Genomic DNA, 12,189 nt, shown 5'->3' with positions numbered 1-12,189 from the left:
CTTATTCGATATCGAGCGGCTCAGGTGACAAAATTACGCCCGTGTTGTCGGCGTAAATATGATCTTCAGGTAGGAAGGTAACGCCACCAAAATTAACTGGCACATCGACTTCACCTACGCCTTCGGCAGGTGCTCCCACAGGAATAGAGGCTAGTGCCATGATGCCGATGTCTAGCTCGTCAATGGAATCGACATCGCGCACCGCGCCATAACAGATAATCCCTTCCCAATCATTGTCCAGCGCTAACTCGGCAACGGCAACGTCAATCAAGGCACGACGGCTGGAACCGCCACCATCAATTAACAATACTTTGCCAGTTCCTGGTTGCTGCACAACTTCTTCGATGACGCCCTTGTCTTCAAAGCACTTCACGGTCACGAGTTGGCCACCAAACGACACTCGGCCGCCATAATGGATAAACATCGGCTCGACCACATCGACCAGGTCGGGGTAAAGATCGCAAAGCTCCGAAGTATTGTATTCCATTGCTATTCCCCTGCTGATTACGTCATTGATATGAGAAGGATTGTTTCAGCCCCAGTATAGCCCCTTATTGCTCTGTGCAAAAGGAGCAAAAGGAAAGACCGGTGTCAGCCGCTATAAAATAAAGCGGCTGAGGTCTTCGTCTTGCGCAAGTTGGCCAATATGTTCATCAACATAAGTACCATCAATGCTAATTTTTTGCCCTTGCAAGTCACTGGCACCGAAAGAAACTTCTTCCATCAAGCGTTCCAATACGGTGTGCAAGCGACGTGCACCGATGTTTTCGGTGGTCTCGTTCACATGGAATGCAGTTTCGGCGATACGCCGAATACCATCTTCAGTAAATTCAATCTCAACACCTTCGGTTGCCATCAACGCGATGTACTGCGTGGTGAGTGACGCGCTTGGTTCGGTCAGAATGCGCACAAAATCACCGCTGGTTAAGGCATCAAGCTCGACTCGGATCGGCAGACGACCCTGTAGCTCCGGAATTAAGTCGGAAGGTTTGGTCATTTGGAACGCACCTGAGGCGATGAACAAAATATGGTCAGTTTTCACCATCCCATGCTTGGTCGACACCGTGGTACCTTCAACCAATGGCAACAGGTCGCGTTGCACGCCTTCGCGCGAAACATCTGGCCCCCCACTATCGGCGCGCTTACAAATTTTGTCGATTTCATCCAGGAATACGATGCCATTTTGCTCGACCGAGTGCAGCGCCTGCTCTTTCACTTCTTCCGGATTAAGCATTTTTGCGGCTTCTTCTTCAACCAATTGCTTGAAGGCATCTTTGATTTTCAGTTTGCGCGGTTTACTCTTGTCTTTGCCAAGACTTTGGAACATGTTCTGCAACTGTGAGGTCATTTCTTCCATGCCCGGCGGCGCCATGATCTCGACGCCCATTTGCGGCATTGCCAAATCAATTTCTATTTCTTTGTCATCGAGCTTACCTTCGCGCAATTTCTTGCGAAACACTTGCCGGGTATTGCTCTGTTCGCGATCGCTTTTATCTTCTTCCGCCCAACCTTTGGCCGGTGGCAACAAGGCATCCAGCACCCGATCTTCGGCAGCTTCCTCAGCACGGAAGCGAACCTTTTTCATCATTTGCTCACGGGTTTGCTTGACCGCTGTGTCCGTCAGATCGCGGACGATCGACTCAATTTCCTTACCAACATAACCAACTTCGGTGAACTTGGTCGCTTCCACTTTGATAAATGGTGCATTAGCAAGTCTCGCCAAACGGCGGGCGATTTCTGTTTTACCGACACCGGTCGGCCCAATCATCAGAATATTTTTCGGAGTCACTTCCTGCCGCAGCTCGTCGTCCAGCTGCATCCGGCGCCAGCGATTACGCAGTGCTACGGCGACGGCTTTTTTCGCATTATCTTGACCAATGATGTGACGATTCAGTTCATCGACTATTTCACGTGGGGTCATATCAGACATTGGCCACAGACTCCTGTTCTTCGATGGTATGGAAAGTATTGGTGAACACGCAAATATCGCCGGCGATGGTAAGCGCTCGCTCAACGATCTCACGGGCGTTTAACTCAGTCGTTTCCAACATCGCAGTCGCCGCCGCTTGCGCGTAAGGGCCGCCAGAGCCAATGGCAATCAGGTCATTTTCCGGCTGCACCACGTCACCGTTGCCGGTAATAATCAACGAGGTGTGTTTATCGGCTACCGCCAATAAAGCTTCGAGGCGACGCAAGGCCCGATCTGTGCGCCAATCTTTCGCTAACTCCACCGCAGCACGCATCAAGTTGCCCTGATGTTGCTCGAGTTTCGCTTCAAAGCGTTCAAATAAGGTGAAGGCATCGGCAGTACCACCAGCAAAACCTGCCAGTACTTGATCATTGTAAAGCCGACGCACCTTGCGGGCGTTGCCTTTCATTACGGTGTTGCCAAGGGAAACCTGGCCATCGCCACCGATGACAACTTTATCACCGCGGCGGACAGAAACTATTGTGGTCACAAATACGTCCTCTTTGTTGCGCTATGCCTGCAGTTATGAGGGCAAAATACGTGAATTCAATGGTTGCCACTGAAACTAGCGCTTAAAGATTCCAGTTCCAGATCTGACAGCCATGAATGCGCGCACGCTGCAATATATGCCGCTCCGCTTCTGCATCACGCTTCGTTTCGTAGGGACCTAACACGACCCGGTACCAGGTGTTGTTGTTTGACGGATAGACTTGGCTTTCCAAACCCTGTAACGCAATGGCAGCGCGCAGCTGCTCAGCGTCGGATCGCTTACGGAAAGAACCACATTGCATCAGCTTAGGTGGACCCAACTCGCGTTCGGGAACATCCACTTCCACTTCAAGGTTTTCCAGTTCTTCAATGTACTGCCAACGTTCTTCTGGCTTCTCTGGCATGGGTTCAATGACAGGGCCTACACTCTCGGTCGGCGTCTCGGTAACCACTTGCTGCGGCAGCTGCACGTCGGCGTCGTCTTTGCCGCCAGCGATAAAGCGCAAGCCACCCACCAAGGCCGCTACCAACCCCACCGCAAGTATCACAATACCCCAAGGCACTTGCCGTTGTGACTGTGCCTTGGCGCCGCGTTTGCCTGGTGTTGGTTTGCGCTTTTGAGGTCGTTTACGGTTGGCGTAATCCATGCTTACATTCTATCCAAGGTTTCGATACCAAGCAGGTGAAGACCCTGCTCTAATGTTTTTGCCGTGAGTGCGGCAAGTTTCAGACGGCTTTGTTTCAGTGCTGGGTTTTCAGCCTGCAAAATCGGGCAGGCTTCGTAAAAACTTGAGAAAGCACCGGCCAAATCAAACAGGTAACCACACAAGAAGTGCGGCATGGCTTTGTTGGCAACCGAGTGCACCACTTCGTTGAAGCGCACCAAAGTATTAGCTAAAGCTTGCTCACGTTCATCTTGTAACACCAGCTCGCCGGTTAAACTGTCCGCTGCCACACCTGCTTTGGCAAACACACTCATCACCCGGGTGTAGGCATACAACAAGTAGGGCGCGGTGTTACCTTCAAAGCTCAGCATGGTGTCCCAGTCAAAAATGTAATCGCTGGTACGGTTTTTCGATAAGTCGGCATACTTCACTGAGCTAATACCGACAACTTTTGCCACTTGCGCTTGTTCAGTCGCGCTCAATTCAGAATTTTTCTCTTGCAACAATGCCAGTGCGCGCGCTTCGGCCTGGTCGAGTAAATCAGCTAATTTGGTGACGCCGCCATCGCGACTCTTGTAAGGACGGCCGTCTTTACCCATCACCGTGCCAAAACCGTAATGGTCCATTTGTAAATCTTGACGTGCAAAACCAGCTTTCTTGGCTAAGGTAAAAATCTGCTGGAAGTGCAAGCCCTGCCGTTGATCAACGAAATACATCAGGTGATCACCGCGCAGTACATCCTGACGATAGCGCACCGCTGCTAAGTCTGTGGTGGCATATAAATAGCCTCCACCTGATTTCTGTACGATAACCGGTAACGGTTCGCCTTCTTTATTCTTAAATTCATCCAGGAACACGCACTGCGCACCTTGGTCTTCGACCAGCAAGCCTTGCGCTCGTAGTTCGGCAATCACTTTTGGCAAATCGTCGTTGTAGCCGCTTTCGGCCATGACATCGTCACGGGTCAGCTTCACGCCTAACCGATCGTAAACGTCCTGACAATGACTCAAAGAAACGTCGATAAATTGTTGCCACAGCGCAGCGCATTTCGCATCACCGGACTGCAAAGCAACCACTAGCTCGCGCGCCCGGTCGGCAAATTCAGGGCTCTCGTCAAAGCGGCGTTTGGCGGCTTTGTAGAAGGTTTCCAGATTGCTGAGCTCCATCGCCAGCTCTTCACCTTCGAGCTCTTCCATGTGCGCCAATAGCATGCCAAATTGCGTGCCCCAGTCACCGACATGGTTTTGCCGGACCACGGTATGGCCGAGTAACTCTTCCACGCGGGCCACCGCATCACCAATGATGGCCGAACGCAGGTGACCGACGTGCATTTCTTTCGCCAGGTTAGGCGATGAATAATCGATGACGATACGTTTGCTTTGTTCCGCTGGTTGTACGCCGACTTTGGCGTCTTGATAAGCGTGTTCGAGCTGCTGGATTAACTGCTTCTGGCTGACCATAAAATTAATGAAGCCAGGTCCGGCAAGGTTAGCGTCTGCGATTAAATCGTTTTCTGGCAGGGCGGCTAGCAGTGCTTCTGCCAGGGCGCGTGGATTCATGCCCGCCGGCTTCGCCAACATCAGCGCCAAATTAGTGGCAAAGTCGCCATGGCTCTTTTCACGTGGGCGGTCAAGCTGGATGCGCGGGCTCAAGTCAGCCGGTAGGGTGCCTTGCTCTTTCAGGGTGGCCACCGCGGCCGCTAATAACTGCTCCAACTGCTCTTTCATTGCATCCAACCTTATGAATTACGGGAAGCGGCATTTTACTTGCTTCGCCGCAGAAAAAAAACCTTTCCTACCTAGCTAAAATCTTGCGGATCGACATCGAGCGACCAACGCACCCGCCGCAGCTCTGGCAGTTGCTGTAGTTTCGGTAAACTGTGCTGCAATAGTTGCTGGCGCAGGCCGCGTTGTTGGCATTGTAGCAGCAACTGGTAACGATAGCGCCCGGCACGTCGTTCCATGACTGCTGGCATGGGGCCTAGCACCATAAGTTCAGGGTGTCGCGGCAGCTGATCAGCAATGGCTTGCAAGGCCTGTTGCGCATGTTGCGCTTCGTGCGCTTCGGCGCGAAACAAAGCGAGCTGGCCAAAGGGCGGGAGCTGGGTTAATTGTCGCTCCTGCAACAATGAGCGGGCGAACGCTGCGTAGCCATTTTGAATCAGGTCCTGCAGCAGATCATGGTCCGGGTGGTGGGTTTGTAACACTACAGTGCCCGGCGCACTGGCGCGTCCTGCGCGGCCGGCAACCTGAGTTATCAATTGGCCTAGCCGTTCTGCCGCACGAAAGTCAGAACTGTACAACGCCCCGTCAATATCGAGCATCGCTACCAAGGTCACATGCGGGAAGTGATGCCCTTTGGCAATCATCTGGGTGCCGACCAACAGCGGAAACTTGTTCTCAGTGGCGTCAGCCAGATGCTGTTGTAGACTGCCTTTGCGCCGGGTGCTGTCGCGATCAATTCGTAGTACGGGATAGTCCGGAAACAACTCAGTCAGTGACTGCTCCAGCTGCTCGGTGCCCACCCCACGGCCCACCAGCTGAGTTGACCCACAGTCATGACACTGGGCCGGCAAGCGTTGCTGATCACCGCAATGGTGGCACTGCAATTGCTGTTGGCGCTGGTGCACGGTGTAATAGGCATCGCACCGACGGCACTGTGCCAGCCAGCCACACTCGTGACACAGCAGCGCGGGCGCAAAACCACGGCGGTTGATAAACACCAACACTTGCTGACCGCGCGCGAGCTCCTCGCGCATGCGCTCAATCAAAGGTATCGATAACCCGGTCTTCAGCGGCATCTGTTTGATGTCCACCACCGTGTGCCGGGTCGGTCGCGCTGCGCCGGCCCGCTGCGTCAACTGCAAGTGTGCATAGCGTTTTTGCGTTACGTTATTGATGCTTTCCAGCGATGGCGTTGCCGAGCCTAAAATCACCGGTACCTGCTCTTTCTGGCCGCGCACAATGGCCAGATCACGTGCGTGATAACGAAAACCCTCTTGTTGCTTGAGGGAGCTATCGTGCTCCTCATCAATGATAATCATACCGAGCTGCGAAAATGGCGTGAAAATCGCCGATCGTGTGCCGATCACTATCGCTGCTGCACCATGCTTGGCATCTAGCCAGGCATCCAGCCGTTCCCGATCACTCAACGCTGAATGCAACATCACAATAGGCACGGCAAAACGTTTTTGGAACCGTCTCAGGGTTTGTGGAGTAAGACCAATTTCCGGCACGATCACCAGTACCTGCTTGCCTTTGCGCAACACCTCGGCCATCGCTTGCAGATAAACCTCGGTTTTGCCACTGCCGGTGACCCCTTCCAGCAGGTAGGGTTGCGGTCGCTGCGCTGCGCCGATTGCCGCCACCGCCAGTGCTTGCTCAGGATTGAGCTGCAACGGCTCACTGCCGATGGCGAAGGTCCAGTCACGCTCCGTGCTGGGATGATGTTGGAAGGCTTCAATCAACTCTTTGTCCTGCAATGCCTTCAGTGCCGATAGCGAGAATTCCTGCGCGACGATATCGCGCCGCAATAAAGACCCTGAACGCAAAGCAGCGAGTAAGCGTTGCTGTTGTCGGGCATTGCGTAAGTCATTGAGCTCGATGACCTGGCCCCCCGCTGTTGCCCGATAAGCCTGCGTGGTTTGATAACTCGCCGGTTCGCCCTGGCGGAGCAGTACCGGCAGGCCATGAGCGAGTACTTCGCCCAGCGGGTGGTGATAGTACTCTGCCGCCCATTGCAGTAATTGCCACACCGGCTCACTCAGCACCGCTTGCTGGTCGATAATTTTGCTAACAGCTTTACGTTTGTACTCGCTGGCCTGGGGCGTAATGGTCCCCATACAGAAACCCACCAGCTGCCGCGAGCCAAAAGGCACCTGCACCCGGGCACCCACGGCAGGCACCGTGCTGCAGTCGTAATCAAACAACCGGCCAAGGGGCACGGGCACCGCCACTTGGACGACGTTGCTGGTAGGCGAATCTGGATTTGCGGATGCGGCGTTCATAACGGCTATTGTGCGGTGCTGTGAGCATTGGCGCAAGCGTGATCCTGTGCTTGATCATTGTTTGAGCTTCAGGTAGAATTCGCGCCCTAATATCCTTGGTACAAGTAATCCTTGGTATAAACCATAACATTAACCACGTATGGTGTCCGGCAACAGATCGGATGGCGATGCGGCCCAATTGAGGTAACCCCTATGAAAGCAGGTATTCATCCTAAGTACGAAGACTTGAAAGTCAGCTGCTCGTGCGGCAATACTTTCGTAACTCACTCTACGCGTGGTGGTGATTTGCACCTTGACGTATGTTCAGAGTGCCACCCGTTCTACACTGGTAAGCAGCGTATTATGGATACCGGTGGTCGTATCGACAAATTCAACAAGCGTTTCAGCGTCTTGGGTGGTAAGAAGTCGTCGTAAAAGACAAGCTTCTGCACAGAATTCAGGAAAAGGCGCCAAAAGGCGCCTTTTTTTATCCTCTTCTCAGCGCCAGCTGTTGAAAACACTAAAGATCCTTCTGGTTTCTTTTTAAACAACTTACAAATCTAACGGTCACAACCGGGCTCGTTCGCATCAGGTAAGATTTGTTATTCCATCGCAAGCCTCTACAATGACCTTAATTCAGTTAACTCATGACGGTGCCAGGCATCGTTGTTGCTTAAAAAGGTACACTACGCAATGTCCGACTTTCGCAAACAAGCGCTCGATTACCATGCATTACCTACGCCAGGCAAAATTAGTATTGAACTGACTAAGCCGGCGGAAACCAGTAAAGATCTGGCTCTTGCTTACAGTCCGGGGGTTGCGGAACCGGTACGTGCCATCGCGAAAAATCCCGATGATGTTTACCGTTACACAGCGAAAGGCAACATGGTGGCGGTGATCTCCAACGGCACAGCGATTCTCGGTTTAGGCAACTTAGGTCCGATGGCATCCAAACCCGTTATGGAAGGTAAAGCCTTACTATTTAAGCGTTTCGCCGGGCTTGATTCGATCGACATTGAAGTCACCCACCGCACCACCCAGGACTTTATCAATACCGTCGCTAATATCGCCGACAGTTTTGGTGGGGTTAACCTGGAAGACATTAAAGCGCCGGAATGTTTTGAAATTGAAGAAGCACTGATTGAGCGCTGTGATGTACCAATTTTTCATGACGACCAACACGGTACTGCCATTGTTACCGCCGCAGGTTTGTTAAATGCACTGGAAATTCAAGGTAAAGAACTGCGCAAAGTGCAAATTGTCTGTTTAGGTGCTGGCGCGGCCGCCATTGCCTGTATGGAACTGCTGATCAAATGTGGCGCCCAGCGTGAGCACATCTACATGCTGGACTCCAAAGGGGTCATTCATACCCGTCGTGAAGATCTGAACCAGTACAAAGCACTGTTCGCCAACAATACGGATAAACGTACGTTAGAAGAAGTGATTAGCGAAGCTGATGTGTTTGTCGGTGTTTCCGGCCCTGATTTGTTGAGCCCCGATGCGCTTAAATTGATGGCTGCGAAACCCATTATTTTTGCCTGCTCGAATCCTGATCCTGAAATTAAGCCAGAACTGGCACACAAAGTGCGCGATGATTTAATCATGGCGACCGGTCGTTCCGACTATCCCAATCAGGTCAATAACGTACTTTGCTTTCCGTTTATGTTCCGCGGCGCCCTCGATGTACGCGCCCGCGCCATCAACGATGAAATGAAGCTCGCCGCCGTTGAGGCCATCCGCAGTCTGGCCAAAGAGCCCGTGCCGGAAAGCGTTTTAAAAGCCGCGGGTGTTGATAAACTTGAGTTCGGCGTGGATTACATCATTCCCAAACCCATCGATCCGCGTTTGAAAACCCGGGTATCACGCGCCGTCGCCGAAGCCGCCGTCGCCTCTGGCGCCGCCCGCATCGACCTACCGAAAAATTATATGTCGGAGTAGCCTCGCTGCTTCAGCATCTCCGTTAAGATCACTTTGCTCCAAAACATGACCTGCTCCGGGTCATGTTTTGCGGTTGGCGGTTCATAGATCACCACTAACGGTGCACCTGCGTCACAATAAGGCGCCGAATCAAATCCATTCCACGCCAAGCCAAGCCCAACAATAGCTGCATCTGTTGGCATGCCCAGCCGGTTCGCGACCTGCTGATTGAAACCTGCATAATAAATTTCTTGCCCAATCGTACTCGCCTGTTCAGTTGAAGCAAAACAATGAACATGTTGGTAGCTTGGCTTGCTTACACAAGCGGTGAGGAAAATTCCCATTCCAGCAAACATTAAAAATCGTAACATAAGGGTTCAAATCCTATCATTGGGTTTGGATTTCAAAGGAAACGTTGTCAGTAAATCACTTTATCATTAGTGTTTTCTTATTATTAATTTGTCGATCCTAAAAATCGCATAATTCCTAGTTATTCGCTTATATTCATGTTTTTATGCTTGCAGGAATGGCTAAGAATCAGCCTTGATGTCAATCAATTAGGACGACAACTATGACCTTAGGTGATTACTTAAAACAACAACGAACCGAACAAGATTTTAGCCAGGCTGAGCTCGCTGAGAAGATGGGTGTGGAGCAGTCGTATCTATCAAAACTTGAAGCCGAGCGCTCCATACCCTCAGCAGAGATTCTAGCCGCATGGCTAAGCGCCTTACAACTCGAATTGGACGATGTACTGGACCAACTCGACCGCGCCTATCTTCACGCAAAGTTAAGTCGTATTCCAAGTATCGATGCGTGGTTGCGCCAGCAAAAAGTCCAGAGCCTCGTGCGCGAGCGCATTCGTCTCTATGCAGCCGTTCTCTGTATAGCGCTTGCTGTACCTATGTTCTACCTCGGTTATACCAAGCTTTTGTTCAATGAATCGATTTATGAGTATCAATCGCCTGGCGTGGTATTACCGGGAGAGTCTCAAGATATCTACCATCTGGCGCCGCAACTTAGCGATGGCACGCTGGAGGAACGCCACCAATCGCACCTTGATATTCTGAAGCGCCGTAACCCCAAAATTCTGTTACTGAGTGAGTACCGTGGCGAGCAGTTCAACCGGCCAATCCCTGAGGCTGCGAGTGATTTATTTACCCGCACCTACTACCTCGAAGAAACACACCAAAGACCACGCTGGCAGAATACGTTGTTACAAGCGCTGGGACTCTTTTTAGGTACTTTTGGATTAGTGCTGCTGCTCATTTTGCTGAGAACACAAAAAAGATAATAGTTATGCTTGTTTTGTGAATTTATATTCACTATACTTGGGCCATCTTTGAGTCATAAGTTTACTGTGAATGTCTAAGCAAGAGACCATACAATGCGCTGTTTTTGGAGCAAGTGGCTATAGCGGCGCTGAGCTCGTCTGGTTGCTGCATAATCATCCAGAGTTTACTTTGACTCATGCATTTTCCTCTGGCGCACGTGAGAAAGCAGAGCCCATCTCCGCGTTGTATCCGCAGTTGAGTGGTCGGTGCGAGCTGATTCTGCAACCTTGGCACTCGGATTTGTTGCCACAACTGGCGCAACAGGTTCGGGTGGTTTTTTTAGCGCTTCCTCATGAAACGAGTGCTGAACTCGCGCCACAGCTGATCTCCGCTGGGCTGGTGGTATTTGATCTGTCCGGTGCTTTCCGGCTAAGCGATGCGCATCAACATCTGCAGGCGTATGGCTTTAAGCAGCCCAAGCTTGAGGCTGCTGTACCTTATGGCTTGGCCGAATTTACCCAGTTGCGGGGCGACGAGCCTTTAATTGCCGTGCCCGGTTGTTACCCGACCGCAGCGGCACTGGCGTTGCGTCCGGTAAGTCATTTGCTGGCCCGGGACTCTGTTCCTATTGTCAACGCCGTAAGCGGTGTCACCGGTGCTGGTCGCAAAGCCCAGTTGCACACCAGCTTCGCTGAAGTCAGCTTACAGGCCTACGCGGTCGCTGAGCATCGTCATCAGCCGGAAATGGCGCAAAGCATCGGTCGCGATATCCTGTTTGTGCCGCATTTAGGTAATTTCAAACGCGGCATTCTCGCTACCATTTATGCCCAGGTGCAGCCAGGTATTTCAACTGCCACCATTGAAGACACCCTGCAAACCTGCTACGCCGATAAACCGCTGGTGCGCGTCGTCAGTACACCACCGAAACTGCAACAAGTGGTGGGTACGCCCTATTGCGATATTTACTGCAAACTACAGGGCCAACAGCTGATTCTCAGTGTTGCCATCGATAACTTGTTAAAAGGTGCCGCGGCACAAGCGGTGCAGCTTGCCAACCAGTATTTCCGGTTACCGGCAACCACGGGCTTAATGAACCTCGGAGCCGTGGTATGACAACGCCACTGGTGATCAAATTAGGCGGTCGGGTGCTTACCGATGCCGCTGCATTGACGCAGCTTTTCACCACGGTGCATAAATTGGCTGCGCTACGGCCACTGGTGTTGGTGCACGGCGGTGGCGACCAGGTACAGGACCTGTTGCAGCGGTTGGGCGAAGTCTCGACCAAAACTGCCGGGCAACGGGTTACCCCCGCTGAACACATGCCGATTGTAACAGGCGTGCTGGCGGGCGATATTAATTCACAACTCTGTGCATTGGCGCAGCAGCATGGTTTGAATAGTGTTGGACTTACTTTGCAGGCGGGCGAAACTCTGGTCTGCGATGTCGATACCCGTCGCGGTGCGGTGGGTATTCCTAAACCAAATAACAGTCAGCTGCTGCAACTGTTGATGGAAAGCCAGTATTTGCCGATTCTCAGTTCCATCGGTGCCAGTGCAGACGGTCAACGCTTAAACGTTAACGCCGATCTTGCAGCGGCGGCAGTCGCGCAAGTGCTTGATGCCGATCTTATTTTACTTACCGACGTGGCTGGCATTCTCGACCGCGACGGCCTCCTCATCGACTCCATCAATGCCACGCAGGCACCGCAACTTATCAGTGACGGTGTGGTGCGCGACGGCATGGTGGTGAAACTAAACGCGGCACTTCAAGCCGCACAGCATTCGCGACGAAGTATCGCGGTGGCCGGCTGGCAAGACGCCAACGCACTGACCCGACTGGCAAAGGGTGAGGCGGCCGGAACCCGCATTCGTTACTAGGTTGCCGTTTAGT

General features: G+C 52.3%; 12 protein-coding genes. 5 read left to right on the top strand and 7 right to left on the bottom strand.

What is annotated here, in order from left to right; translation table 11 throughout:
* Nucleotide 1: 1 nt before the first annotated feature.
* From rraA to priA, 6 genes are all read right to left on the bottom strand, one after another.
* On the bottom strand, nt 2–487 hold the full coding sequence (gene rraA, locus ACQ5ES_RS10925; protein WP_445016761.1) for a ribonuclease E activity regulator RraA: 486 nt from the start codon (nt 485–487) through the stop codon (nt 2–4).
* A 111-nt stretch (nt 488–598) separates the two neighbouring features.
* Nucleotides 599–1,930 (bottom strand): ATP-dependent protease ATPase subunit HslU, encoded by a 1,332-nt coding sequence (hslU, locus tag ACQ5ES_RS10920; protein WP_445016759.1) that lies wholly within the window; start codon nt 1,928–1,930, stop codon nt 599–601.
* Nucleotides 1,923–2,459, bottom strand: a complete 537-nt coding sequence (hslV, locus tag ACQ5ES_RS10915) for an ATP-dependent protease subunit HslV (RefSeq protein WP_445016757.1) — start codon at nt 2,457–2,459, stop codon at nt 1,923–1,925. Before hslV ends, hslU begins: the two co-directional genes overlap by 8 nt.
* 82 nt (nt 2,460–2,541) lie before the next feature.
* Nucleotides 2,542–3,105: an SPOR domain-containing protein gene (locus ACQ5ES_RS10910; RefSeq protein ID WP_445016755.1), complete on the bottom strand. Its 564-nt coding sequence runs from the start codon at nt 3,103–3,105 to the stop codon at nt 2,542–2,544.
* A gap of 2 nt (nt 3,106–3,107) precedes the next feature.
* Entirely contained in the window at nt 3,108–4,850 is a 1,743-nt protein-coding gene (gene argS, locus ACQ5ES_RS10905) for an arginine--tRNA ligase (RefSeq protein ID WP_445016753.1), read from the bottom strand.
* A gap of 71 nt (nt 4,851–4,921) precedes the next feature.
* Complete coding sequence (priA, locus tag ACQ5ES_RS10900; protein WP_445016751.1) at nt 4,922–7,129, bottom strand: primosomal protein N'; 2,208 nt, start codon at nt 7,127–7,129, stop codon at nt 4,922–4,924.
* A 192-nt stretch (nt 7,130–7,321) separates the two neighbouring features.
* Here priA and rpmE point away from each other — a divergent pair, with 192 nt between their 5' ends.
* A complete protein-coding gene (rpmE, locus tag ACQ5ES_RS10895; RefSeq protein ID WP_126763996.1) occupies nt 7,322–7,543 on the top strand; it encodes a 50S ribosomal protein L31 in 222 nt (73 codons plus the stop codon).
* 258 nt (nt 7,544–7,801) lie between these two features.
* Nucleotides 7,802–9,046 (top strand): malic enzyme-like NAD(P)-binding protein, encoded by a 1,245-nt coding sequence (locus ACQ5ES_RS10890; protein WP_445016749.1) that lies wholly within the window; start codon nt 7,802–7,804, stop codon nt 9,044–9,046.
* Here the strand turns inward: ACQ5ES_RS10890 and ACQ5ES_RS10885 are convergent.
* A complete protein-coding gene (locus ACQ5ES_RS10885) occupies nt 9,031–9,396 on the bottom strand; it encodes a hypothetical protein (RefSeq protein WP_445016747.1) in 366 nt (121 codons plus the stop codon). The genes ACQ5ES_RS10890 and ACQ5ES_RS10885 overlap by 16 nt on opposite strands.
* A 200-nt stretch (nt 9,397–9,596) precedes the next feature.
* On the opposite strand from ACQ5ES_RS10885, the gene ACQ5ES_RS10880 reads away from it, so the two are divergent.
* The 3 genes from ACQ5ES_RS10880 to argB all read left to right on the top strand — a co-directional run bounded on the left by ACQ5ES_RS10880 (nt 9,597) and on the right by argB (nt 12,176).
* Nucleotides 9,597–10,319 (top strand): helix-turn-helix domain-containing protein, encoded by a 723-nt coding sequence (locus ACQ5ES_RS10880; protein ID WP_445016745.1) that lies wholly within the window; start codon nt 9,597–9,599, stop codon nt 10,317–10,319.
* A gap of 70 nt (nt 10,320–10,389) precedes the next feature.
* Nucleotides 10,390–11,412, top strand: coding sequence for an N-acetyl-gamma-glutamyl-phosphate reductase (argC, locus tag ACQ5ES_RS10875; protein WP_445016743.1), 1,023 nt, complete (start codon nt 10,390–10,392; stop codon nt 11,410–11,412).
* Complete coding sequence (argB, locus tag ACQ5ES_RS10870; RefSeq protein ID WP_445016741.1) at nt 11,409–12,176, top strand: acetylglutamate kinase; 768 nt, start codon at nt 11,409–11,411, stop codon at nt 12,174–12,176. The genes argC and argB overlap by 4 nt, the downstream gene beginning before the upstream one ends.
* The last annotated feature ends 13 nt before the right edge of the window (nt 12,177–12,189 follow it).

The organism is Pseudidiomarina xizangensis, assembly GCF_052541995.1.
This window is presented reverse-complemented; position numbering and strand designations above follow the sequence as displayed.